Origin of the sequence: Phyllobacterium sp. UNC302MFCol5.2 (genome assembly GCF_000686005.1) — a bacterium.
GTDB lineage: Bacteria > Pseudomonadota > Alphaproteobacteria > Rhizobiales > Rhizobiaceae > Phyllobacterium > Phyllobacterium pellucidum.
Genome location: NZ_JMLL01000010.1, coordinates 1,243,885 through 1,266,550 on the forward strand (window position 1 = coordinate 1,243,885; position 22,666 = coordinate 1,266,550).

At 60.9% G+C, this 22,666-nt stretch carries 24 protein-coding genes; 16 read left to right on the plus strand and 8 right to left on the minus strand.

Annotated features, from left to right (window positions below):
* Entirely contained in the window at nucleotides 1-717 is a 717-nt protein-coding gene (rph, locus tag BR48_RS0107965) for a ribonuclease PH (RefSeq protein ID WP_027230807.1), read from the minus strand.
* 127 nt (nucleotides 718-844) lie between these two features.
* Between rph and hrcA the strand changes: the two genes are divergently transcribed.
* The 3 genes from hrcA to BR48_RS24130 all read left to right on the plus strand — a co-directional run bounded on the left by hrcA (nucleotide 845) and on the right by BR48_RS24130 (nucleotide 3,479).
* A complete protein-coding gene (gene hrcA, locus BR48_RS0107970) occupies nucleotides 845-1,915 on the plus strand; it encodes a heat-inducible transcriptional repressor HrcA (RefSeq protein ID WP_036813536.1) in 1,071 nt (356 codons plus the stop codon).
* Nucleotides 1,916-1,981: 66 nt separating this feature from the next.
* Nucleotides 1,982-2,686 (plus strand): nucleotide exchange factor GrpE, encoded by a 705-nt coding sequence (grpE, locus tag BR48_RS0107975; RefSeq protein WP_027230809.1) that lies wholly within the window; start codon nucleotides 1,982-1,984, stop codon nucleotides 2,684-2,686.
* 112 nt (nucleotides 2,687-2,798) lie between these two features.
* The gene (locus BR48_RS24130) at nucleotides 2,799-3,479 is read left to right on the plus strand and encodes a trimeric intracellular cation channel family protein (RefSeq protein ID WP_036813539.1); all 681 of its coding nucleotides are present in this window, start codon (nucleotides 2,799-2,801) and stop codon (nucleotides 3,477-3,479) included.
* On the opposite strand, the gene BR48_RS0107985 is transcribed toward BR48_RS24130, so the two are convergent.
* On the minus strand, nucleotides 3,439-4,431 hold the full coding sequence (locus tag BR48_RS0107985) for an adenosine kinase (RefSeq protein WP_027230810.1): 993 nt from the start codon (nucleotides 4,429-4,431) through the stop codon (nucleotides 3,439-3,441). The genes BR48_RS24130 and BR48_RS0107985 overlap by 41 nt on opposite strands.
* A 154-nt stretch (nucleotides 4,432-4,585) precedes the next feature.
* Between BR48_RS0107985 and BR48_RS0107990 the strand changes: the two genes are divergently transcribed.
* The gene (locus tag BR48_RS0107990; RefSeq protein ID WP_027230811.1) at nucleotides 4,586-5,302 is read left to right on the plus strand and encodes a sulfate transporter family protein; all 717 of its coding nucleotides are present in this window, start codon (nucleotides 4,586-4,588) and stop codon (nucleotides 5,300-5,302) included.
* Here BR48_RS0107990 and nth read toward each other — a convergent pair.
* Nucleotides 5,295-6,077 carry an endonuclease III gene (nth, locus tag BR48_RS0107995; protein ID WP_027230812.1) on the minus strand — a complete coding sequence of 261 codons (783 nt, stop codon included), beginning with the start codon at nucleotides 6,075-6,077 and terminating at the stop codon, nucleotides 5,295-5,297. The genes BR48_RS0107990 and nth overlap by 8 nt on opposite strands.
* On the opposite strand from nth, the gene BR48_RS0108000 reads away from it, so the two are divergent.
* The 4 genes from BR48_RS0108000 (at nucleotide 6,076) to cueR (ending at nucleotide 10,615) form a co-directional block, all read left to right on the plus strand.
* Nucleotides 6,076-6,582 (plus strand): DUF2244 domain-containing protein, encoded by a 507-nt coding sequence (locus BR48_RS0108000; RefSeq protein ID WP_051614684.1) that lies wholly within the window; start codon nucleotides 6,076-6,078, stop codon nucleotides 6,580-6,582. The genes nth and BR48_RS0108000 overlap by 2 nt on opposite strands.
* A gap of 88 nt (nucleotides 6,583-6,670) precedes the next feature.
* Entirely contained in the window at nucleotides 6,671-7,570 is a 900-nt protein-coding gene (locus BR48_RS0108005; RefSeq protein ID WP_027230814.1) for a bifunctional helix-turn-helix domain-containing protein/methylated-DNA--[protein]-cysteine S-methyltransferase, read from the plus strand.
* Between the two features lie 146 nt (nucleotides 7,571-7,716).
* Nucleotides 7,717-10,218, plus strand: coding sequence for a heavy metal translocating P-type ATPase (locus BR48_RS0108010; protein WP_027230815.1), 2,502 nt, complete (start codon nucleotides 7,717-7,719; stop codon nucleotides 10,216-10,218).
* Between the two features lie 7 nt (nucleotides 10,219-10,225).
* Nucleotides 10,226-10,615, plus strand: a complete 390-nt coding sequence (gene cueR, locus BR48_RS0108015; RefSeq protein WP_027230816.1) for a Cu(I)-responsive transcriptional regulator — start codon at nucleotides 10,226-10,228, stop codon at nucleotides 10,613-10,615.
* Between the two features lie 7 nt (nucleotides 10,616-10,622).
* Here cueR and BR48_RS0108020 read toward each other — a convergent pair whose 3' ends face one another.
* Nucleotides 10,623-10,916 carry a Dabb family protein gene (locus BR48_RS0108020; RefSeq protein WP_027230817.1) on the minus strand — a complete coding sequence of 98 codons (294 nt, stop codon included), beginning with the start codon at nucleotides 10,914-10,916 and terminating at the stop codon, nucleotides 10,623-10,625.
* A gap of 180 nt (nucleotides 10,917-11,096) precedes the next feature.
* Here BR48_RS0108020 and BR48_RS0108025 point away from each other — a divergent pair, with 180 nt between their 5' ends.
* On the plus strand, nucleotides 11,097-13,775 hold the full coding sequence (locus BR48_RS0108025) for a sensor histidine kinase KdpD (protein WP_027230818.1): 2,679 nt from the start codon (nucleotides 11,097-11,099) through the stop codon (nucleotides 13,773-13,775).
* Nucleotides 13,772-14,458: a response regulator gene (locus BR48_RS0108030; protein ID WP_027230819.1), complete on the plus strand. Its 687-nt coding sequence runs from the start codon at nucleotides 13,772-13,774 to the stop codon at nucleotides 14,456-14,458. Before BR48_RS0108025 ends, BR48_RS0108030 begins: the two co-directional genes overlap by 4 nt.
* On the opposite strand, the gene BR48_RS0108035 is transcribed toward BR48_RS0108030, so the two are convergent.
* A complete protein-coding gene (locus BR48_RS0108035) occupies nucleotides 14,459-15,241 on the minus strand; it encodes an SDR family oxidoreductase (protein WP_027230820.1) in 783 nt (260 codons plus the stop codon).
* A gap of 104 nt (nucleotides 15,242-15,345) precedes the next feature.
* Between BR48_RS0108035 and BR48_RS0108040 the strand changes: the two genes are divergently transcribed.
* The 4 genes from BR48_RS0108040 to BR48_RS0108055 all read left to right on the plus strand — a co-directional run bounded on the left by BR48_RS0108040 (nucleotide 15,346) and on the right by BR48_RS0108055 (nucleotide 16,919).
* Nucleotides 15,346-15,837: an OsmC family protein gene (locus BR48_RS0108040; protein WP_027230821.1), complete on the plus strand. Its 492-nt coding sequence runs from the start codon at nucleotides 15,346-15,348 to the stop codon at nucleotides 15,835-15,837.
* Nucleotides 15,830-16,024 (plus strand): glutathione S-transferase, encoded by a 195-nt coding sequence (locus tag BR48_RS0108045; RefSeq protein WP_036813545.1) that lies wholly within the window; start codon nucleotides 15,830-15,832, stop codon nucleotides 16,022-16,024. The genes BR48_RS0108040 and BR48_RS0108045 overlap by 8 nt, the downstream gene beginning before the upstream one ends.
* An 84-nt stretch (nucleotides 16,025-16,108) precedes the next feature.
* On the plus strand, nucleotides 16,109-16,441 hold the full coding sequence (locus BR48_RS0108050) for a metalloregulator ArsR/SmtB family transcription factor (protein WP_027230823.1): 333 nt from the start codon (nucleotides 16,109-16,111) through the stop codon (nucleotides 16,439-16,441).
* A 4-nt stretch (nucleotides 16,442-16,445) separates the two neighbouring features.
* The gene (locus BR48_RS0108055; protein ID WP_027230824.1) at nucleotides 16,446-16,919 is read left to right on the plus strand and encodes an SRPBCC family protein; all 474 of its coding nucleotides are present in this window, start codon (nucleotides 16,446-16,448) and stop codon (nucleotides 16,917-16,919) included.
* Between the two features lie 9 nt (nucleotides 16,920-16,928).
* Here the strand turns inward: BR48_RS0108055 and BR48_RS0108060 are convergent, their stop codons facing one another.
* Entirely contained in the window at nucleotides 16,929-17,894 is a 966-nt protein-coding gene (locus BR48_RS0108060; protein ID WP_027230825.1) for a DMT family transporter, read from the minus strand.
* A gap of 311 nt (nucleotides 17,895-18,205) precedes the next feature.
* On the opposite strand from BR48_RS0108060, the gene BR48_RS0108065 reads away from it, so the two are divergent.
* On the plus strand, nucleotides 18,206-20,131 hold the full coding sequence (locus tag BR48_RS0108065) for a DUF882 domain-containing protein (protein ID WP_051614686.1): 1,926 nt from the start codon (nucleotides 18,206-18,208) through the stop codon (nucleotides 20,129-20,131).
* Between the two features lie 59 nt (nucleotides 20,132-20,190).
* Here the strand turns inward: BR48_RS0108065 and BR48_RS0108070 are convergent, their stop codons facing one another.
* Nucleotides 20,191-20,931, minus strand: a complete 741-nt coding sequence (locus BR48_RS0108070; protein WP_027230827.1) for an SDR family oxidoreductase — start codon at nucleotides 20,929-20,931, stop codon at nucleotides 20,191-20,193.
* 127 nt (nucleotides 20,932-21,058) lie between these two features.
* Here BR48_RS0108070 and BR48_RS0108075 point away from each other — a divergent pair, with 127 nt between their 5' ends.
* Complete coding sequence (locus BR48_RS0108075) at nucleotides 21,059-21,952, plus strand: LysR family transcriptional regulator (RefSeq protein WP_027230828.1); 894 nt, start codon at nucleotides 21,059-21,061, stop codon at nucleotides 21,950-21,952.
* Here the strand turns inward: BR48_RS0108075 and BR48_RS0108080 are convergent.
* Nucleotides 21,949-22,626, minus strand: coding sequence for a TetR/AcrR family transcriptional regulator (locus tag BR48_RS0108080; RefSeq protein ID WP_245273361.1), 678 nt, complete (start codon nucleotides 22,624-22,626; stop codon nucleotides 21,949-21,951). The two genes, BR48_RS0108075 and BR48_RS0108080, sit on opposite strands and share 4 nt — an antisense overlap.
* Nucleotides 22,627-22,666: the final 40 nt, after the last annotated feature.

The window sequence follows — 22,666 nt, forward strand, 5'->3', positions numbered from 1 at the left end:
TTAGCTCACAGCCATCTGCTGCAGGTTGACCAGCCGCCCGATGCCGCTGCGGGCAAGGCTCATAAGGGCAAGCAGTTCTTCCTCAGAAAAGGGCTCGCCTTCGGCGGTTCCCTGCACCTCGACGATACCACCCTTGCCAGTCATGACAAAGTTCGCGTCCGTCTGTGCCGTCGAATCCTCCTGATAATCGAGGTCGATCACCGGCGTGCCATTGGAAATTCCGCATGAGATCGCCGCAACGTGGTCCTTCAGTACTTTTTCGACCTTGATCATCTGGCGTGCTTCCATCCAGCGCAGGCACTCGTGCAGAGCGACCCAACCGCCAGTGATGGCAGCCGTGCGCGTGCCGCCATCAGCCTGGATAACGTCGCAGTCCACCGTGATCTGCACTTCGCCGAGCGCCTGCAGGTCTACGACCGCACGCAGCGAGCGGGCGATCAGCCGCTGGATTTCCAGCGTGCGGCCGCCCTGTTTGCCCGAGGATGCCTCGCGGCGCATGCGATCGCCGGTCGAGCGCGGCAACATGCCGTATTCGGCCGTTACCCAACCCTTGCCGGTGTTGCGCATCCAGCCTGGCACCTTTTCCTCAAGGCTCGCGGTGCACAAAACATGGGTGTCGCCGAATTTGACTAGGCACGAGCCCTCGGCATGCTTGGAAACGCCGCGTTCGAAGGAGATGGCGCGCATCTCGTCGGGGGCTCGCTTGGAAGGACGCATTGGAAAGACCTCTTTGAAAATCTGTGGTCCGGCCTTTTAGCCGTGATGGCAGATCGAAGCAAAGGCTTTGATGATTGCCCGGACAATGCTTATATCAGGGCTGTAACAAGCAGACATACGAGGCAAGATGAAACGGGCCGTGGTACCGGAGGCATATCAGTCGCTTGACCAGCGGTCGCGCGACATTTTCCGGCGCATCGTCGAGAGCTATCTTGGCGACGGCGAACCGGTCGGCTCGCGCAACCTTTCGCGGATTCTCCCCGTGTCGCTGTCGCCGGCGACGATCCGCAACGTCATGAGCGATCTCGAGCATCTCGGACTGGTCTATGCACCGCATATTTCGGCCGGACGCCTCCCGACGCAGCTTGGGCTGCGCTTCTTCGTCGACGCCTTCATGGAAGTCGGCGATCTTTCCGCCGCTGAGCGCAACTCGATCGAGGCGCAGGTTCGTGCCTCAAGCGAAGACCAGTCGACTGAAACTGTGCTGACGCAGGCGAGCCAAATCCTCTCCGGCATGTCGCGCGGCGCCGGTCTTGTGCTTGCGACCAAGGCGGAAGGCGCGCTGAAACACATCGAGTTCGTGCGCCTCGAGCCGACCAAGGCCCTGGCCGTTCTTGTCAGCCAGAGCGGGGATATCGAAAATCGCGTTATCGATTTGCCCGTTGGCGTGACGCCCTCACAGCTCATCGAAGCTTCGAACTTTCTCAATGCGCATATTCAGGGGCGCACGATCAGCGAGGCGCGCCAGGAAATCGGCCAACTCAAGGACGAGACCCAGCAGGCGCTCGATGCCTTGTCGCAGCATCTGGTGCAACAGGGGCTGGCGGTCTGGGGCGGCGCAGGCAGCGGGCAGCCGCCGCGCCTGATCGTGCGCGGGCGCGGCAATCTTCTCGATTCGATCAACGCCGAGGCCGATCTCGACAGGCTGCGCCACCTCTTTGACGATCTCGAAACCAAGGAAGGAACGCTGCAGCTTCTCGACCTCGCCGAGGCGGGACCCGGCGTGCGCATCTTCATCGGGTCAGAAAACAAGCTGTTCTCGCTGTCGGGTTCGTCGCTGGTGATCGCGCCCTATCGGGACTCGGAGCAGCGCATCATCGGCGCCCTCGGCGTCATCGGCCCGACCCGGCTCAACTATGCCCGGATCGTGCCGATGGTCGACTATACCGCCCAGCTCGTATCCCGCCTTTTGCGATAAGACTTGATTTTCAAGAGCCGAACGTCGATATCCAGCGCAACTTCGAAAAATGAACGGACAGGATAGATGGCTGAAGACAAGAAACTTCACGACACCCCGGATCTCGATCAGCGCGACCTGAAGAACCCGCGCGATCGCGATGCGCTGAAGCGCGCTGCCGATGATTTTCTTAAATCGCGCAAGGCCGAGGAATATGCGCTTGCCGAGGAAGACCAGGAGCAGGCAACGACCGCCGAACTCGACGCGCTGCGCGCCGAAAACAACGATCTGAAGGACCAGTTGCTGCGCCTTGCCGCAGATATGGAAAACCTGCGCAAGCGAACCGCGCGCGACGTCCATGACGCGCGCAGCTATTCGGTTGCCAACTTCGCCCGCGACATGCTTGCGGTATCCGACAATCTGAAGCGCGCCATCGAAGCGGTTCCCGCCGATGCACTTGCAGGCGGCGATGCCGGCCTTAAGGGTCTCGTCGAGGGCGTCGAGATGACGGAACGCTCCATGCTCACCGCTATGGAACGCCACGGCGTCAAGAAAATCGAGCCGCAGGGTCAGAAGTTCGATCCGAACTTCCACCAGGCGATGTTCGAAATTCCGAATGCGGATGTTCCGCATAATACGGTGGTGCAGGTTGCGCAGGCTGGCTTTGTCATCGGCGACCGCGTGCTGCGGCCGGCGCTTGTCGGCGTGTCGCGGGGCGGACCCAAGCAGGCCGCCGGCGAAGCTCAGCCGGAACCCGGCCCGATCAATCCGCAGGCTGAAAAAGACGCCTGATCGGTCGTAACGACGTTCCAAGGAGCCGCATTTCCCTGACCGGAATGCGGCTCTTTTCATTTTCCGGTCATGCTCTATCGTGGGACAAAATAACGGCGAGGGGAAACTGCCGGTGACCATGATTCTGCTGTTCAACTATGCCGGAATTTTCCTTTTCGCCGCGACGGGAGCTCTGGCGGCCTCGCGGCGCCAGCTCGACATCATGGCTTTCATCTTTCTCGCCGCGGTCACCGGGATCGGCGGCGGGACGTTGCGCGACCTCATCCTCGGCGTTCCCGTCTTCTGGGTGAAGGATCCGATGAGCCTACTTGTCTGCGCCGCAGCGGCAATCCTTGTCTATTTCACCGCCAATCTGCTTGAATCACGCTATCGCGTTCTCCTCTGGCTCGATGCGGTCGGGCTTGCCGCCTATAGCGTGATGGGCGCGGCAAAGAGCCTTGCACTCGGCTTCGACTCGACCATTGCGGTGGTGACCGGGATCATGACGGCGACATTCGGCGGTATCCTGCGTGATATCATTTCGGGGGAGCCATCAGTGGTGATGCGCCGCGAAATTTATGTCACGGCGGCGCTCGCCGGCTCACTTGTCTATATCGTGCTGCACCGGTTTGCCGTCGGGACGGAGATTTCCGCGCTCGTCGCGGCGCTTGCCGCCTTCACGGTCCGAGGCGGCGCGCTCTATTTCGGCTGGTATCTGCCGACCTATCACAAGCCCGGCCGCAGTGCGGACGAGCTTGAGCGGGAAGGCTTGATCAGAGCAGCCCCGCCCGCTCCGCCGCGGCCTTCAGATTGATCTGCGGACGCGGACCGATCTGCTGGATGACAAGCCCCGCCGTCAGCGAGCCAAGGCGGGCGCAATCGGTCAGCGAGCGGCCGTTGGTGTAGCCGAAAAGGAAACCCGCAGCATAAAGATCGCCCGCGCCTGTGGTATCGACCAGTTCCTCGATCTCGATGGCTGGAACCGCAACGGTCTCGTCGCCGGTAACGACCACAGAACCTTTTTCCGAACGGGTGACGGCAGCGAGCTTGCAATCCCTGCGGATCAACTCGAGCCCTTCCTCAAAGTTGTCCGTCTGGTACAGCGATTTCATTTCCGCCTCATTGGCAAAAACGATGTCGACCGTGCCGGAGCGCATCAGATCAAGAAACTCCTCGCGGTAGCGATCGACGCAGAACGGATCCGAGAGGGTCATCGAGACTTCCCGCTTGTGCTCATGAGCGATCTTTGCCGACAGGCGGATGGCTTCCTTGGCGCGCGGCGGATCCCAGAGATAGCCCTCGAAATAGGTGACCTTGGCCTGGGAAACCTTGGAACTCTCGACATCCTCCGGCCCGAGTTCAATGCAGGCGCCGAGATAGGTGTTCATCGAGCGCTCGCCATCGGGCGTCACGAAAATCATCGAGCGCGCGGTGGGTGGCGGTGAAGCCAGCACACGCGTGTCGAAGGCGACGCCTTGCGAACGGATATCATGGGTAAATACGTGGCCAAGCTGATCATCCGCTACCTTGCCGAAATAGGCGGCGCGTCCGCCAAGGCTGGCAACGCCCGCCGCGGTATTGCCGGCGCTGCCGCCGGACGCCTCGATCGCGGGACCCATGCGCTCGTAGAGGAACTCGGCCCGATCGGCGTCGATCAGGTTCATTGCATTTTTGATAATGCCGTTCTTGATGATGAAATCGTCATCGGTGCGGGCAATGATATCGACAATGGCGTTGCCTATGCAAAGCACGTCATAAGTGGACATGGAAACTCCGGGATAGATCGCAAACCTGTTGGCGTTGTTTTGCCTGCTCTAACCCGTCGCGACAGAATTGACCACCCCCCACTTGGGCGAACACCTTGTCCGAAGGGTCAGTTGCGCTTATGTCGGATGCCTACGCCATGGAGCAAAATGCCCGATGATCGTCGAAAGCGCCCGCGCCGCCGCCAGTCACCTCTTCCGTCCGGAATTTCGCGCCGTCCTGTGGAAATCGCTGGGGCTGACATTGCTGCTGCTTGTCGGCGCATGGTTTGGGCTGCGCGAAATCTTCGAATGGCTCGCGCTCCCTTTTTTCCAAGGAATGATGCCGGATTTGCCATCCTGGACGGGCTGGATCGGCTTCATCGCCGGCCTCTTTGCCAGCATCGGGCTCGCATTGGGACTGGCGTTGCTGATTGCTCCAGTTACCGCCATCGTAGCCGGGCTTTTTCTTGACGATGTTGCGGAGGTCGTCGAAAAGGAAGACTACCCTGGCGACCCGGCCGGAAAGCCGCTGCCTGCCATGCGCTCGATGGTCCTTTCGATCCGCTTCTTTGGCGTCGTCATTCTCGGCAATATTGCCGCCCTGCTGATGTTGCTCATTCCCGGCGTCAACCTGATCGCATTCTTCATCGTCAATGGCTATCTGCTGGGCCGCGAGTTCTTCGAGTTCGCCGCGATGCGTTTTCGATCCGAAGCCGAAGCAAAGGCCTTGCGGGCGCAGAATGCCGGTACGGTCTTCCTCGCGGGCCTCGTCATCGCCGCATTCATGGCCGTGCCATTGCTCAACCTCCTGACGCCGCTCTTTGCCGCAGCGCTCATGGTGCACCTCCACAAAGCCGTCGCCAGTGCGGCACGGCCTGTAGCCGTCAGATAGCCTGCGGCGGCAGCGGCACCAGCGGCGCCGGGATTTCCGAGGTCTTTTCCGCTGCCTTGCAGATATCGGCGATGACACAGGCCGAACATTCCGGCCTACGCGCCTTGCACACATATCGGCCGTGCAGGATCAACCAGTGATGCGCATGATAGAGATATTCCGACGGAATGATTTTCATCAGCTTCGCCTCCACCTCGTCCGGGGTCTTGCCGGGCGCAAGGCCAAGGCGGTTGCCGATGCGGAAGATGTGCGTGTCCACCGCCATCGTAGCCTGGCCGAACGCCATGCTGAGGACGACATTGGCAGTCTTACGGCCAACCCCCGGCAGCTTGACCAGTTCGTCACGATCATCGGGAACGACGCTGCCAAATTTTTCGACCAGTGCTTGCGATAGCGCGACGACATTCTTGGCCTTGTTGCGCCACAGCCCGATCGTTCGGATATATTCGCCAAGCCTCTCTACCCCTAGGGCCACCATCTTTTCGGGCGTGTCGGCAACCTTGAAGAGCGCGCGCGTCGCCTTGTTTACGCCGACATCGGTTGCCTGCGCCGAAAGTGCCACGGCGACAAGCAGGGTGAACGGATTGACGTGTTCGAGTTCCCCCTTTGGCTCCGGCCGCTGGATCGAAAACCGGCGAAATATTTCGTGGATCTCCGCCGCCGTGTAGCGCGTCCCCGGCACACGCCGCTCTTCCTTGGCGGGCCTGGCGGTCACAGCGTTCTGATCGATTTTCGGCTTGGGATTTTCCATGACCCCTCTATACTTGAGCCCCATGAGCCAAACAACAAACCCGATTGACCCGGCCGCGATCAACGAAGAAGAAATCTTCCGTGCGCTTCTTGTGCCACATCGATCGCTTGGCCGTTTCGGATTTCTTGTTCTTATGGGAACGCTTGGGGTCAGCAGTTTTATGACCGGCCTTTTCTTTCTGTCGATCGGCGCCTGGCCAGTATTCGGCTTTTTCGGGCTGGACGTCGTCATCGTCTACGTGGCGTTTCGCATGAACTACGCTGCAGCGAAAGCACACGAAGAAGTCAGCATTTCGCGCGTTGCCCTGCACATCCGTCAGGTCGCGCCTTCGGGACGGGCAAGGCAGCACGAATTCAACCCTTACTGGACCCGGTTCAGCATTGCCCGTCATGCCGAGATCGGCATTACCTCGATGCGCGTCGAGGGACAGGGCAAGGCCGTCATCATCGGCTCGTTCCTCAATCCCGACGACCGCGAAAGCTTTGCCTCGGCCTTTCAGACAGCGCTTGCGACGGCGAAGGGACACTAATCTTTCCGACCGGTTCGGCCGTCAAGAATCGGGTGGCGGCGAAGGCGGGTGCGTGGTCATATATCCTCAACACAAGAGGTAAAAGCTCATGAAACCGCACGCCATACTTCAAAAAGACATCACTCCGACCGGCGACGACTATGCCATCGTCAGCCACATCATCGAACGCATCAGCAAGGATTATCGCGACCAGCCTTCGCTTGAAACTCTGGCGCGCGACACCGGACTTTCGCCGACTGCGCTGCAAAAGCTCTTTACGCGCTGGGCCGGCCTCTCACCGAAGGGTTTCCTGCAGGCGGTAACGATCGATCATGCGCGCCGGCTGCTTGACGAGGGCATGCCGCTGCTCGAAACCGCCTATGAGACCGGACTTTCGGGCCCTGGCCGGCTGCACGATCTCTTCGTTACCCATGAAGGCATGTCGCCGGGAGACTATAAGAGCCGCGGCGCAGGCCTGACGATCCGATATGGCTTTCTCATTTCGCCGTTCGGGCTGGCGCTCATCATGGTGACGGATCGCGGTCTTGCCGGCCTCGCCTTTGCGGACGCCGGCAAGGAGCGAGAAGCGCTCGCCGACATGTCCTCGCGCTGGCCAAACGCCACCTACGTCGAGGATCTGGCCGCCACAGCCCCCTATGCCGGGCGGATTTTCAATCCGGCGGAATGGCGCGCCGACCGGCCATTGAAAGTCGTGACGATCGGCACCGATTTTCAGCTGCGAGTCTGGGAAGCGCTGCTCAAGATTCCGATGGGCAAATGCGTCGCCTACTCTGATATCGCCGCTGACATCGGCTCGCCCAACGCCTCGCGCGCCGTCGGTGCGGCGATTGGCGCCAACCCGGTTTCCTTCGTTGTTCCCTGCCACCGCGCGGTCGGAAAGTCGGGAGCCTTGACCGGATATCATTGGGGCCTCACCCGCAAGCGCGCCATTCTCGGCTGGGAAGCAGGGCAGCTCGCACAGGATACGCCGCACAGCCAGGCAGGCTGAGAACCGTCTTCTCCCAAGACCGCCAGAAAGCCCGGCCCCGCGCCGGGCTTTTGCGTTGAAACTTATCGCAACGTTGCCCTTGACCTTCCAGTCACTGGAAAGATTACCTTTCCTGCATTACTTATTTGAAGACGGAAAGCAGGACCATGAAGCACGAGCACGCGAACCACCCGCACCACGGCCATAATTGCTGCGGCGGGCATCAATCCGTAGCAACCGAGGTCGTTCGCGATCCGGTATGCGGCATGGTGGTGGATCCTGACGCGGGCAAGCCAACTACCGAACATGGCGAGCGCCTTTTCCATTTCTGTTCGGCCGGCTGCCAGGCGAAGTTCGTCAAGGATCCGGAAGCCTATATCGAGGCGACGGATCCGGTATGCGGCATGAAGGTCGACCGGGCCAGCGCCAAGCATTTCCTTCGCCACGAAGGCGAGAAATACTACTTCTGTTCGGCGGGCTGCATGGCGAAGTTCAAGAAAGCCCCGGAGGATTATCTCGGCGACCGGCCCCTGCCGAAGCCTATGCCAGCCGGAACGCAATATACGTGCCCGATGCATCCCGAGGTCGTTCGGGACGGTCCCGGCGCCTGCCCGATCTGCGGCATGGCCCTCGAACCTATGGGCATACCGACCGGCGACGAAGGCCCCAATCCGGAGCTCGTCGATTTCACCCGCCGCTTCTGGATCAGCGCCTTCTGTTCGGTGCCGCTGCTCGTCATCACCATGGGGCCGATGCTCGGTCTCCCGTTCCGCGACTGGCTTGGCGAACGCCTCGCCATATGGATCGAGTTTGCGCTGGCAACGCCGGTTGTCGTCTGGGCGGCTATCCCCTTTTTCGAGCGCGCCTTTGCCTCATTCGTCAACCGAAGCCCTAACATGTGGACGCTCATTGCCATCGGGGTTGGCGCGGCCTACGCGTTCAGTGTCGTCGCGACGCTTTTTCCGGATATTTTCCCGCATTCCTTCCGTGGCCATGGCGGCATGGTCCCGGTCTATTTCGAAGCCGCCGCGGTGATCGTTGCCCTCGTCTTTCTCGGCCAGGTGCTGGAGCTCAAGGCGCGCGAACGGACCGGCTCGGCAATTCGCGCCCTGCTCGACCTTGCGCCGAAGACGGCACGGCGTGTCGGTGCGGACGCCGCAGAGATGGATGTTCCGCTCGACGAGGTCGCAGTGGGCGACAAGCTACGTGTTCGTCCTGGCGAAAGCATTCCTGTGGACGGCATCGTGCTCGAGGGGCGCACCTCGATCGACGAATCCATGATTACCGGCGAATCGCTGCCAGTCGAGAAAGCCGAGCATGACCAGGTCACGGGTGGGACGCTTAATCGCAACGGTACGCTGCTCATCGAGGCCAAGAAGGTCGGCGCGGATACGGTGCTGTCGCAGATCGTCGGCATGGTCGCGGCGGCGCAGCGTTCGCGCGCGCCGATACAGGGCCTCGCCGATCGCGTTGCGAGTTATTTCGTTCCAACCGTCGTCCTCGTCGCCATGCTGGCATTCGCCGCTTGGGCGCTTCTCGGCCCCGAGCCGAGCATGATCCACGGCCTTGTCGCCGCGGTCTCGGTGCTCATCATTGCCTGCCCCTGCGCGCTTGGTCTGGCAACGCCGATGTCGATCATGACGGCAACGGGACGTGGCGCCCATGCAGGCGTTCTCATCAAGGATGCTGAAGCGCTCGAACGCTTTGCCCGCGTCGATACGCTGATCGTCGACAAGACCGGCACGCTGACCGAAGGCAAGCCACGGTTGACCGATCTCATCGCGCAGCCGCCTTTCAATGACGGCGAACTCCTGGCACTCGCCGCAGGCCTCGAAAAAGGTTCTGAGCATCCGCTGGCCGAAGCCATCGTCGATGGCGCCAGGGATCGCGGTCTTACAGTCCCCGACGCAACCGGTTTCGAAGCCGTGACCGGCAAGGGCGTTACCGGTATTGTCGGCGGGCGCACCGTCACGCTCGGCAACCGCGCCATGATGCAGGATGTCGGCGCCGATGTTCTGCCGCTTCAGGAGCGCGCCGACGCGTTGCGCGCCGCAGGCAAGAGCGCACTGTTCATCGCCGTTGACGGCAAGGCCGCCGGCATTGTTGCCGTTGCCGATCCGATCAAGGCGACGAGCGCTGAGGCGATCCGCCTGCTGCACGCTGCGGGTCTGAAGATCATCATGGCGACAGGCGACAACGCCGTGACCGCTCGGGCCGTGGCTTCGCAGCTTGGCATCGATGAGGTGCGCGCCGATATGCTGCCCGAGAGCAAGAAGGCGCTGGTGGATGAACTGCGTCATGGCGGCGCCAGGGTTGCGATGGCTGGCGATGGCATCAACGACGCGCCGGCCCTCGCCGCAGCCGATGTCGGCATCGCCATGGGTACGGGCGCGGACGTTGCCATGGAAAGCGCGGGCATAACCCTCGTCAAGGGCGACCTCAACGGCATTGTCCGTGCGCGTCATTTGGCCGAGGCGACGCTTCGCAATATCAAGCAGAACCTCTTCTTCGCCTTCATCTACAACGTGCTCGGCGTGCCGGTCGCCGCGGGCGTGCTCTATCCGGTCTTCGGCCTTCTGCTTTCGCCGATGCTTGCCGCCGCAGCAATGAGCCTTTCGTCGGTTTCGGTCATTGCCAACGCGCTGCGCCTGCGCACCGTCAAACTGTGAGGTTGCCATGAATATCGGAACCGCTTCCGACAAATCCGGCCTGCCGCCCAAGACGATCCGTTATTACGAGGATATCGGCTTGCTGAAGCCCGGGCGCGCGGAAAATGGCTATCGCGACTATTCCATGTCAGATGTGCACAAGCTGCGCTTCCTGCAGCGCTCGCGCGGCCTTGGATTTTCCGTCGAGGAATGTCGACAGCTCCTTGCGCTCTATGAGGACAAGGAGCGCGCCAGCGCCGACGTAAAGGCAATCGCGCAATCGAAACTCGGCGAGATCGAACGCAAGATTCTGGAACTACGCGAGTTGCAGCACACGCTGCAACATCTGGTCGCTCATTGTCACGGCGACCAGCGGCCTGACTGCCCGATCCTCGAGACGATTTCAGGAAGGAACTAACGGAAGGTCAGACAAGCGTCGAAACAACATCGGCGGAAATGCGCAGTTCGCGCATCGGCCGAACCACTGCCGTCGTCTCGCTATAGATCGGATGCGCCTTGTATGCCGCCAGCGCTTCGGCATCCTCGAACTCGCCATAGACCACGACATCGATCTCGCCGGAGATCGGATCCGTCTTCGTGTTCTGCATCACTTCGAACACCTGCGAATGCGGAATTTCGCCGAGGCGCTTCAGGCCCTCGACAATTGCTCCCACGTCTTCCTTGTTCCGGGCACTGAAAAACACAATATGACGGATCACGGCTAGGCTTCCTGCTGCATAGTTTGCGCGGGACTTTCCACACTCGGCCGGTTGCGTCAATAGATGTGCTGTCGCAGCCCAGCCGATCCACGCCTTGGCTTTTCCGACAAAGCTGGGGTAAACGTTCTGGCCTGTCCCTGAGATTTGAGTATGGGCCGCATAAAACAGCTTGAGGCATCCATGGCCGATTACGGTCAAAAAAACAGACCCGATCCCGACAGACTTCTGCAACTTGCGACGCGCGAAACGCGTGGCAAGCTCACGGTGTTTCTCGGCGCGGCGCCCGGTGTCGGCAAAACCTACGCCATGTTGCAGCGCGCCCGCCGCCTCAAGGAAGAGGGCGAGGATATCGTCGTCGGCATTGCCGAAACCCACGGACGCGCCGAGACCGCCGAATTGCTCAAGGGGCTGGACGTTATCCCGCGCAAGGAAGTGACCTATCGCGAGCGGCTCCTCGAGGAGTTCGACATCGATGCAGCCATCGCGCGCAAGCCGAAAGTGCTTATTGTCGATGAGCTCGCCCATACCAACGTTCCCGGCAGCCGCCACCCCAAGCGTCATCAGGATGTCGAGGAACTGCTCTGGCTCGGCATTGACGTCTGGACAGCCATGAACGTCCAGCATCTCGAAAGCGTATCCGACATCGTATCCAGCATCACCGGCGTTACTGTGCGGGAGATTGTCCCCGACACCGTGTTGAAACGCGCCGACGATGTCCTTCTCGTCGACCTGCCCCCGGCGGAACTGATCGAACGCCTGAGAGAGGGCAAGATTTATCTCCCCGGCAATGCGGAGCGGGCGGCCGAGGGCTTCTTCAAGCCTGCAAACCTCACTGCCCTGCGCGAGCTTGCGTTGCGGCGTACTGCCGATCGCGTCGACGATCAGATGATCGATATTCTGCGCCAGCAGGCGATCGAAGGTCCGTGGGCGACGGGCGAGCGCCTCCTCGTCTGTGTCGGTCCCGACAGTCTATCCGACAAGGTTGTGCGCACCGCCAGTCGCCTCGCTTCCGGTCTCAATGCGCGTTGGCTTGTCGTTTCGATGACGCAGACCAGCGATCTCGGCGGCGAGACCGGCAAGCGCATCGACGCCCTGCTCGATCTTGCCGAACGCCTCGGTGCAGAAACACGGCGCGTCATCGCCGACGACTTCGTCGAGGAAATCTTCCGCATTGCCCGACGTGAGAATGTCACGCAGATCGTTGTTGGCCGTCCCAAGCCAAGGCGGCTCGCCAATCCGTTCCGCCGGTCCCTCCCCGATGAAATCATCAAACGCTTTACCGATGTCGGCGTTCATATCGTCACCGGCGAAGAACAGGACGTTTCCTACGCGCCGCCCAGACTGCGCAAGCGCTCGCCGCTGGAACTTGCCCTCGCCGTTGGCGTGCCCGTGGCAACGACGGGTGCGACGACACTGCTCGGCCTGACGGCCAGCAATGTCGTGCATCCGCAGAATCTTTCGATGGTATTCCTCGTTGCCGTTATCCTTTCCGGCGTGATCTGCGGGCGTCTTTCGGCCGTGATCGCGGCTGGCCTTGCCTTTGTCTTCTATAATTTCTTCTTTCTCGAACCGATACACGATCTCAGCATCGCCAAGCCGCACCAGCTGCTGTCGCTGATCATATTCCTCGCCGTCGCGCTGATGATCGGCGACCTCACCGGCCGTTTGCGCGAACAGGTGGGCCGCTCTCGCCAACAGGCGAAGAACACGCAGGCACTTTACGAATTTTCGCGCAAGCTCTCGGGTACGGCGCGACTGGATGACGTGCTTTTCTCGACGGCGACGCACTTGCACGCGACCTTCGGGACTGGCGCTGCCATCTTGCTTCCCGACGAGGGCGAATTGAGCGTGCAGGCGGCCTGGCCGCCGGATTCAAACCTCGATGGCACCGACATGACCGCAGCGCGCTGGGCTTTTGAGAAGAACGAGCGGGCTGGCCACGACACTGCGACATTGCCGCAGATCGGGTGGGAATTCCTGCCCATCCTCACCTCGCATGGCGTTGCAGGGGTTATTGGTCTCCAAATGGATGACCGCGACGTTCTGACCGAGGACGAGGACCGCATGCTGACAGCGATCCTCGATCAGGCGGCCATTGCCATCGATCGCGCACAACTTGTGAAGGAAAACGCAAAAACGACCGCCCTGCAGGAGAGCGAACAGCTGCATACGGCGCTGTTTTCATCGCTTTCCCATGACCTCAAGACGCCACTTGCCTCGATCACCGGTGCGATCACGACCCTGCGCCAGCTCGGCGATCGCATAAAGCAGGAGAGCCGGGATGACCTTCTGCTTTCAATCGAGGAGGAGGCCGGCCGCCTTACACGTTTTGTTGCCAATCTCTTCGACATGACCCGTATCGAGGCCGGCACCCTGAAGATCAGGAATGTGCCGGTCGATGCGTCGGAGGTCATCACCGCCTCGATCGAGCGCATAAAGAAGCTCAAGCCCGATATTGTCGTCGATATCAGCGTCGCCCCCGACCTGCCGATCGTCAAAGGTGATGCCGCAATGCTCGGGCAAGTCCTGTTCAATCTCCTCGACAATGCAGCGAAATATGCCGGCGACGGCCCGGTTACCATCTATGCGCGCCAGGACGACGGCGCGGTGGCCATCAGCGTCACCGACCAGGGCAAGGGTATTCCGCCCAAGGATCTCGACAAGATTTTCGACAAGTTCTATCGACGCACCAAGGGCGATGGCCGCGCACCCGGTACCGGCCTCGGGCTTTCGATCGCTCGCGGCTTCGTCGAGTCGATGGGCGGGACGATCAAGGCGGAAAGCCCTGCCGTGCGCAAGCGTGGCACCAGATTCATCATCCGCCTGCCCGTCGCCAATCCAGCGGGAGCGCATGAATGAACCAGCATCGCATCCTCGTTGTCGACGATGAGCCGCAAATACAGCGGTTCCTGCATCCGGCACTGACGGCGTCGGGTTATGAGGTCATTCAGGCGGCGACCGGCGGCGAGGCGGAGCGCCTGGTTGCAACGAGCGCGCCAGACCTCGTCATCCTCGACCTTGGCCTGCCGGACAAGGACGGCAAGGACGTCATCGAGACTGTGCGCGCATTTTCCGACGTTCCGATCATTGTGCTTTCGGCACGCGACCGCGAGGCGGAAAAGATCGCCGCGCTCGATCTCGGCGCCAATGACTATGTGGAAAAGCCCTTCGGCATCGGCGAACTTTTGGCACGCATCCGCACCAGCCTGCGCCGCCAGGTGGCGGGTGCGAGCGTTCCCTCGCGCTTCGAGGTGAATGGTCTCGTCGTGGATACCGCAAAGCGCATCGTGACGCGCAACGATCAGGAAGTGCACCTGACGCGCAAGGAGTACCAGTTGCTGGTCCACCTTGTGCTCCATGCGGGCATGGTCGTGACCCATCGCCAGTTGCTCGCTTCCGTCTGGGGAGCGGCCCACGTCGAGGATCTGCAATATTTGCGTGTGTTCGTCGGGCAGTTGCGGGCAAAGATCGAAGACGATGCGAACAACCCGCAGTTCATTCGCACCGAGCCCGGCGTCGGCTACCGCTTCATCGCCGAGTGATCAACCGAGCGTCGAGTTGAAGGCGCCGCCGTCAAGCAGGAGATTCTGGCCGACGATGAAGCCAGAATACTGGCTGCAAAGGAATGCCGCAGCCGCGCCGAATTCCTCAGCCGTGCCGTAGCGTCCTGCGGGATTGTCGGCATAGGCCTCTTTCCGCGCTTCCTCGATCGATATGCCCTTTTCCTTGGCGGAGCGCTCGATGAAACCCTTGGTTCGGTCGGTGTCATGCGATCCGGGCAGGAGATTGTTGATGATAACGCCATGGCGCGCGACCTGGCGCGACGTTCCCGCGACGAAACCGGTAAGGCCGCTGCGCGCAGCGTTGGAAAGTCCGAGCTGCGCGATCGGTGACTTGACGGAACCCGAGGTAATGTTGACCACGCGTCCCCATTTGCGCTCGATCATACCGGGCAAAATCGCCTTCATCAGCAGGATCGGCGTCAGCATGTTGTTGTTGATCGCCTTCAGCCACTCTTCTTCGCCCCAGTCGGACCAGACGCCGGGAGGCGGACCGCCAGCATTGTTGATAAGGATGTCAGGCTGCGGTTCCGCCTGAAGCAAGGCTTGCCGCCCGGCCTCCGTAGTAACGTCCTCCGCCACGATCTGAACCTTGACGCCGTACTTGCCCGCTATCGCATCCGCAGTCGCCTTGAGGGTCGACTCGGTGCGCGCATTCAGAGTCAGATCGACACCCGCCTCAGCAAGCTTTTCTGCTACGCCGCGCCCCAGCCCCTTCGAACTCGCACAGACGATAGCGCGTCTGCCCTTAATACCAAGATCCATCTCATCCTCGCCGATTCTTTTCCGGGCACTGGTTATCGACAATTCTTGGCCGCTTTGACAAGCTCTGGTTGATCAAATCAGCGGCAGATCCGGGAAATGCAGCAATGACCACTTTCGGCGCGACAGTCCTTTGGAAAAAACAGGACAGCGAACCCTTCACCGACAACAAGTATAGCCGTGCCCATGTCTGGCAGTTCGATGGCGGTGCCGAAGTTCCGGCTTCGTCGTCGCCCCACATTGTCCGCCTTCCCTTCTCCGAGCCCGCGAATGTCGACCCCGAAGAAGCGTTCGTTGCATCGCTGGCGAGTTGCCACATGCTGTTCTTTCTTTCGATTGCAGCGAAGAAAGGCTTTGTCGTCCGCCAGTATCGTGACGCTGCCGAGGGCGAACTTGCCAAGAATGAAGGCGGCCGGCTTTGTGTGAGCCGGGTTACGTTGAAGCCCGACATAACCTACGTTGGCGCAGCTCCAGATCGCCACACCGAAGCCGGCATCCATCACGAAGCCCACGAACAATGCTTTATCGCCAATTCCGTGCTCACCCACGTCGTGGTCGAAGCCGTCGAAGGCGCCAGGGAGGAACAAGACGATGCATGAACTGAGGATTAGCGACGCGGTCAACAGGAATTGTCCCTGGTCGGGCGATCCCATCAAGGAGGATAGCCTCACGCTCTACAAGGGCGCGGTCGTTGGCTTTTGCAACCCCGGCTGCCGCGACAAGTTCGAAAAGGCGGTCAACCATTTCGAAGCGGCCCTGGCGCGCGTAGCGCACGCGAATCCTTAGAACCGGACTTGCTTTAACAACACCCCCGAGTGATTTCCGCCACTCGCCGATTGACAGCCTGCTCATATTGCGATACTTAAGTATATGCTTAACAAACAGGACAAGCTCGATCTCATGTTTCAGGCGCTCGCGGATCCGTCCCGGCGCAGCATGATCGAGCGGTTGAGCAAGGGACCAGCCTCGGTCAGCGAACTCGCCAAGCCCCTCACAATGTCGCTGCCGGCCGTGGTGCAGCATTTGCAGGTTCTCGAAGCGAGCGGGCTGGTGCGATCTGAGAAGGTCGGGCGCGTGCGCACCTGCCGTGTCGACTGGGTGGCACTGCAGACGGCCGAGGACTGGATGATGGATCGGCGCAGGACGTGGGAACTGCGCCTCGACAGGCTCGGCGATTTCCTCGCCGATCAAACAAAGGGATAAAAGCATGACCAAGCGATCCGTGACGCATGATACTTTTACTCTCGAGCGTAGCTATCCGGCTGCGCCAGCCCGGGTGTTCTTCGCGTTGAGCGACCCGCAAGCGAAAGCAAAATGGTTCAAGGGCCCCGAGGAATGGGGGCCGGCCCAGCACCAGATAGATTTCAGGGTCGGCGGACGCGAAGTCAGCATTGGCGGCCCCAAGGAAGGACCGCAGCACCGCTTCGATGCTATCTACCAGGATATCGTGCCTGACCAGCGCATTATCTACACATACGAGATGCATCTCGACGGCAAGCGCATCTCCGTATCGCTGGCAACGCTCGAACTGAAGCCGGAAGGCACTGGAACGCGGCTGGTCCTGACTGAACAGGGCGCCTTCCTCGACGAGTTCGACGATCCGGCCGTGCGTCGGGGTGGGATGGACTCGCTGCTCGACGCACTCGGCGCATCCCTTGAAGCCGTGCCAGCAAACGCCTGAGCGAAATCACTAACCGTTGCCGGGTCCGGCGCCATCGCCCGATCCGGCAACCACTGTCTGATTGAGCGTTTTGATCCGCCCCTGACGCTTCAGCTGTTGTTCGCGGAAGAAGATGAAGAGGCCGGAAGCCACGATGAAGCCCGACCCGATCAACATCGACATGCGCGGTACGTCACCGAACACCAGCCAGCCGAAGACAATTGCCCAGAACAGCAACGTATACTGCAGCGGCGCTACGGTTGCCGCGTCCGCGAGCTTGAGAGCACGGTTGACAAGGACATGGGCGAGCATGGCGACGACGCCGAGAAGGCCGAGGAGCAGCAGATCGCGCAAGCTCACCGGCTTCCAGTCGAACACGATGGCGACGAGCCCCGCCGCGCCGGCACCGACGATCTGCCAGAAAACCAGCGTCGTATCAGGTGTCCCGCGCAAGGACCGGCCAAGCAGCAGCATGAAGGCAAACGCCACGCTGCCTAAGATCGAGATAATCGCCTGCGGTGTCAAAGCCTGAGACGACGGTTCGAGCGCGATGACCACGCCGACAAAGCCAATGATGATAGCGCTCCAGCGACGCCAGCCGACGGGCTCCTTCAGGATGAAGGGCGAGACCGCGGCCACATAGATGGGCGCCGCGAGCCAGTAGGTCATTACGTCGGCAAGCGGCAGGTAGACCACGGCGAAATAGAAGGCGAATACCTCCACGGTCGAGAGAACCGCGCGCAGCAGCTGCAGGCGCGGGCGATCGACCTGAAACAGTTTCTCCGGACCGTTGAACCATATGAACGGCGCCAGGATGATGAGCGCGGCGACGCTGCGGATGAAAACCACCTGCCCCACCGAATAGGTCGACACCAGCCATTTGCCCATCACATCGTTGAGGGAAAACATAAGCATGCCAAGCAGCATCAAAACGACGCCGTTGCGGGCTGCAGGCGATGCGGATGCGTGAATATGGGTATCCGATGGAGCGGACATTCGGTTCTATCCTGGGGAGATTTTTAGTCCCGCTGGTTTGCGCTATTTTTCTTGGCCAATCCAGCCCAAACAACCAAAAGCCCACCTGTGGCGCAAAAATAAGCAGATTTAGCGCAACCAATTGCAATGTCAGCCATAATCTCGACTTGAATTTGTCCTTTTAGGGAAGACAGCCTGTCTGGGGAAGCGTTCATAAACATTCAAATCGGATGCTCGTGTGCATCAATAAAGTGGTCATTAACCAATAAATCGGATAGTCCAGCTATTCGGTGCTTTGGAAAACGGTCAGGATTGGAACGATATTGTCTAGCGTGAGTGAAGCAAAAAGCGGCCTATCGAAGACAGTTTTCCCGATCAGCGGCCGCTGGTTTGGACCCTTTGTCCTTTTCCTGTCGATGCTGTTTTCCTCCGCCGAGGCCTTTGCCGAGACCCGCACATTGCGGCTCTATTTCGTCCACACCAACGAACGCGCCGAAATAACCTTCAAACGGAACGGCCGTTATCAGCAGGACGGCCTCAACAAGTTGAACCGGTTCCTGCGCGACTGGCGCCGCAACGAACCGACAAAGATGGACCCCCGCCTGTTCGATCTCGTCTGGCAGGTCTATGACAGGGTCGGCGGGCGCGATTATATCCACGTTGTTTCGGCCTACCGCTCACCGGCGACCAATTCCATGCTGCGCTCACGTACGCGCGGGGTCGCCCGCAAGAGCCAGCACATGCTCGGCAAAGCCATGGACTGGTACCTGCCCGGTGTGAAGCTTGCGACCCTGCGTGCCACTGCCCTGCGCTACGAGGCTGGCGGCGTCGGTTATTATCCTCGTTCGGGATCGCCCTTCATTCACACCGACGTCGGCAATGTCCGCCACTGGCCGCGCATGAGCCGCAAGGAACTTCTCGCGGTCTTCCCGGACGGCAAGACGATCCATGTTCCATCCGACGGACGGCCGCTGCCCGGCTATGAACAGGCGGTCGCCGCCTATGAAGCCCGCCGTCGCAACGGCAGCTCGATACAGATTGCAAGCTCGTCATCGGGCTCCAGCCGGAAAGGCAAGACCCTGTTCGGCCTGCTCTTTGGCGGCGGTGCGGACGAGGAAGAGGATTCGAGCGAGAGCTCTGTCGCGGTTGCCTCAACGGCCAAACCCTCGCGCGCCGTTGCCCAGGCTCCGGCAGGCGAGGACGCGGACGATGGCGGTGCGGCTCCGGTAGTGGCGGCACAGCCGCAACCGGCGTCAGCGCCTGCGGCAACCGCAACGCAGGCTGCCCCGGAGCTACCCGCCCGGGTACCGCAGCCTTTGGCCGCGCCGCGCCAGGAAGCACCGGCGCCCGTCGCCATAACGCCCGAAGACAATGCCGCTCTCGCCTTTGCCGTGCCGGTACCGCTGCGCCGTCCAGACTACGCGCCGACACCCGCGCCGGGCGATCCTTCGACACTTAATGCGCTCGCACAGAACACTGCCGCGGTCGCCGTGCCCGAGACGCGACCCGACGACAGCGCCAGCGCGATCCGCGAACTTATCGCAGCAAATATCGAGCAGCCCGCCGAGGCCTCCGATCAGTCCCAACCGGCCATGGCCAACGCCCTCGTTCCCGTGCCCTTCGACAAGCCGAAGCAGCCAGACATGAAGGTTGCTTCGGTCGTCCCCGGCCAACGCCCGGTCGTGGCCGCAGCACCTGCCCCTGCCGCCGCAGAACAGGACATCATCGCCGTTCCCGATGACAATCTTAGCCCGGAGGCCATCATTGCTCAGGCGGATGTCGACCATGACGACGATTCCGCCGACCTCGTCGCGCCGATGCCCACGACGAGCGGCACCACAGGCGGACGGTTGCAGCCGCAGCAGAATGTTCAAATGGCGGCAGTTCAACCACAGACGTCCCTCCGTCGCACAATGCTCGAAGCCAAGGGCGACCCGGTCGCCATGCTCGACAGCGGTGTGAAGACCACCAGCAAGAAGGCCAAGCCGCACCGCGAGGCAGCACAGGGGCAGACGGCAAAGGCAATCCAGGTGTCCTCCGACCTATCGGATAGGGCGTTATCCTCCGAACAGGTCGCCGCCACAGCGCCAGAGGTGGTGCCGGCGGTTCTGCGCAACAGCTCGATGCGTAAGGCGCCGACGACGGTCTATACCGCCGGCTTCCAGCAAGCACTGCCTGTTGCTGACGCCAACAAGTTTACCGGCAAGGCCGTGACCTTCATGCAGATTGCGCGCTTCCAGCCGACCAGCGGCATGTAACGGCTGCAAAAATCCGTGATGAGCAACGGCGGCCTTCACAGCCGCCGTTTTTGTTGGGCTCAGACCAGCCCTCCATTGGCGCGCACGACCTGTCCATTGATCCAGCCGCCATCGGGACCCGCGAGAAACGAGACGACGCGGGCGATATCATCCGGCTGTCCAAGGCGTTCCATGGGCGCAGCCTTGCTGAGCTGCTGAACGAGTTCATCGCTCTTGCCTGCAAGGAAGAGATCGGTCGCAACCGGCCCCGGTGCAACGGCATTAACCGTTATGTTGCGGCCGCGCAGTTCCTTGGCGAAGATGCGGGTGAATGTTTCGACCGCCGCCTTGGTACCGGCATAGACGGCGTAACCAGGAAGGTTGGTCCCGACCACCGAAGTCGAAAAGTTGATGATGCGGCCGCCATCGCCCATCCTGCCGGCAGCCTCGCGCATCGTGTTGAATGTGCCCTGAACATTCGTGGCAAACTGCTGTTCGAAAACCGCGTCGCTGGTTTCAACAAGCGGCTGAACTTTCATGATGCCGGCATTGTTGACGAGAACGCTGACCTTGCCGAGTTCCGCCTCGACAAGATCGAACATGCGGCGCACTTCCTCAGCCTTGGCAACATCCGCCTGCACGGCGATCGCCCTTTGGCCGGCCTTGCTGAACTTTGCCGCAAGCGCCTCGGCTTCCCTGGCGCTGTTCGCATAATTGATGACGACGGCAAAACCGTCATTTGCGAGCCGCTCTGCAACCGCCGCACCAATACCGCGCGCTGCGCCCGTGATGATTGCAATCCGTTTATCGGTCTGTGCCATTCGATGGAACTCCTCTGTCACGTTGACATTTGCTCCACTATGCCGCAAATCGCTTTCTGCATAATTAGCAAATAATTGGCAGGACTATTCGATAATCTATAACAATTGAACGAGAGTAGGCGCGGGCATGGATCGCTTTCGCGATATGCAGATTTTCGTACGCATCGTCGAGCGGCGCAGTTTCACTAATGCGGCCGACGATCTTCACATTCCGCGTGCGACAGTGACCAACGCCATGCAACGTCTTGAAGAGCGCCTGGGTACGCGCCTGCTCGACCGCACGACACGCCAGGTCAACCCGACACTCGACGGCGAAGCCTATTACGACCGTTGCCTGCGCCTTCTCGCCGACATGGAGGAAGCGGAAGCATCGTTCCGCGACTCGGCGCCGAAGGGTCTTTTGCGGGTAAACCTGCAAGGCACGTTGGCGCGACATTTTGTGATACCGGCACTGCCCGATTTCCTCAATCGTTACGCCGCCCTCGAACTCAGCATCGGCGAAGGCGACCGGCTTGTCGATCTCGTTCAGGAGGGAGTCGACTGCGTCCTGCGCGTCGGCGACCTCAAGGATTCCACCATGGTCGGACGCAAGATTGCCGAGATGCAGCAGGTAACCTGTGCGAGCCCGGCTTACCTTGCCCGGCATGGCGAGCCAAGGAGCCTGGATGACCTCGCCGGACATCTGGCCGTCAATTATGTTTCAAGCGGTACGGGCAAGCCGTTTCCACTGGAATTCTCCACGCATACAGGTCTCAGACTGGTGAACTTGCCGGGACCCGTTTCGGTGACGGGCGCGGATATTTATGCCGCATCCGCAATTGCCGGCCTCGGGCTCATCCAGGTGCCACGTTATCGTATCGCGAATGAACTTGCTGAAGGAAGCCTGCGCGTCGTTCTCCCCGGGAGCCCGCCACCGCCAATGATCGTTTCAGTGCTCTATCCGCAGAACCGCCAGCTTTCTTCGCGCGTGCGCGTCTTCGCCGACTGGCTCACCGAAATATTCGCCAGGGCGCCGCTCTAGGTTCTGCGCAGCAAGGTCTCGAGTTGGGTTGCGCAGGCGCGCAGCGGCGCCGCGCTCTGGCTGGTCTTGGCCATCGCCATCGCCCCCGAATAGCTGGCAACCACGAGCGTGGCGAGGTCGTGCGCGCGTGCTTCGTCCATTTCCGGATGATCAGCGTGCAAGCGGAAGGAAAGCGCGGCGCGCCAACGATCGAAGACGGCGTTGACCGCTTCGCGAAAGTCCGAATCGGCCAAGGATAGTTCGAGCGCGAGGTTGTTCAGCGGGCAACCGGTCACTGCCCGGTTATGCTCGAGCGTATCAGCAACACCGTTGAACACCGCACGTATCCCCGACGCGGCCGATGATGCATTTGAAACCGGCTGGATGGCGGTCGCCTCGACTTCCGGCGCCACCCGCTCGACGATGACGGCAAGGCCAAGCGACTTCTTTGTCGCAAAATGATGGTGCAGCGCACCTCCGGTGGTGCCCGCTGCCCGCACGACGTCATGCACGCTGGTCGCGTTGTAGCCGTGCCGCTGGAAAAGGTCGGCGCCAACGTCAAGGATGCGGGCCCGCATTGCCTGCGGGTTATTGGTGCGCTTCGGCTTGCCTGTAGCAGCCACGGCCGGGGCTCCGGGGCGATGCTTTTCGCTCAACGGCGCCACACCGCGCGTTTTCAATTCGTTCTCGGCCACAATCAGTTCTCCTTTCCATCAAGGATAACGAGATTGACAA